Source organism: Microcoleus sp. S13C4, assembly GCF_036700865.1.
In the GTDB taxonomy this organism is placed as follows: Bacteria; Cyanobacteriota; Cyanobacteriia; order Cyanobacteriales; family Microcoleaceae; genus Microcoleus.
The window spans coordinates 1-1013 of sequence record NZ_JAUBPS010000181.1; the positions used below are offsets into that span (position 1 = coordinate 1).

Sequence of the window (1013 nt, forward strand, 5' to 3'; positions counted from 1 at the left end):
TAGAGAGGCCAACAAAGTTTCTCTCGCCAGTAGCGCCGCGTCTCCCCAATCTGGCAAGGTAGTTTTTCGCGATGCTAGATATGCCCAGAAGGCGAGAAAGTAGGCAATAAAAGATAATACTAGCCACCGATAAACTCCCAATAAAGTGCTTTGTCCAAACCGATGCAAACCAAACCGATGTTTCACTGTTTTAAAGAACCCTTCAATCTGCCAACGTCTTCTACCGAGTCGAGTAATGTAGACAGCCGATAAAGGTTTTGTCGAAATTACAAAGCGTTTTTCGAGACTGCCATCATCCCGTTTGAGCCAATACCAAGACAGGGTGACTGGAAAGTTTAATCCTTGCAGCACTACTTGCTGACCCCTTTGCAGTCCTTGGTTTACCTGCCGCGCATCTGCCAACCTCCGATCGCTCCTAATCCCAAAAATACCACTTGTACGTGGTTGTTTTTTTACCAATTGGAGCATTTCTATACTGCCAAATGCGCTATCACCTAATACTCGAATTTCATAATGTGCTGTTAAGGTTTTTGGCAGAGTTTTTAGCAATCTTTGACCGAGTTTTATTGGCGCCAACTCTCCCTTGCCCCGATAGACTCGGAACCCCCAAGGTACTCGACTTCTTCCCACAAGTATGTAGAGGACTAAGAGGTGCAATCCTCGTTTACCATTATAGACTCTAATTAGTTTCCCTAAGCCTGAGAACTTACCAACTTTTTCCAAGGTGGTCATATCCAAAATTACAGTTAAAATTGGTCGCCTCCCAACCCCTCTTTCGGCTTTGACTTGCCTGATAATTTCGGTTCGCACCACTCGAATTACTGCCCGCACTGACCATTGATAATGATTGAGGAAGCGACTAATCGCGCTGGCACTTACTGTTTGACAATGCTGAGGTAAACTTTGTCCTGTTGCTTCCAGAAATAGACCTAGCAAGGCTCGCAGACTTTTTTGTTGATATTTGCTTGGCATTAAATCCATCAAGGTATAGACTAATGCTTGGGCGTAATTAA

The 1013-nt window shown here is 44.3% G+C and carries 1 protein-coding gene; it reads right to left on the reverse strand.

Annotated features, from left to right (window positions below; genetic code table 11):
• A partial coding sequence (locus tag QT996_RS28545) for a transposase (protein ID WP_333050870.1) occupies positions 1-1013 on the reverse strand: 1013 nt, incomplete at both ends.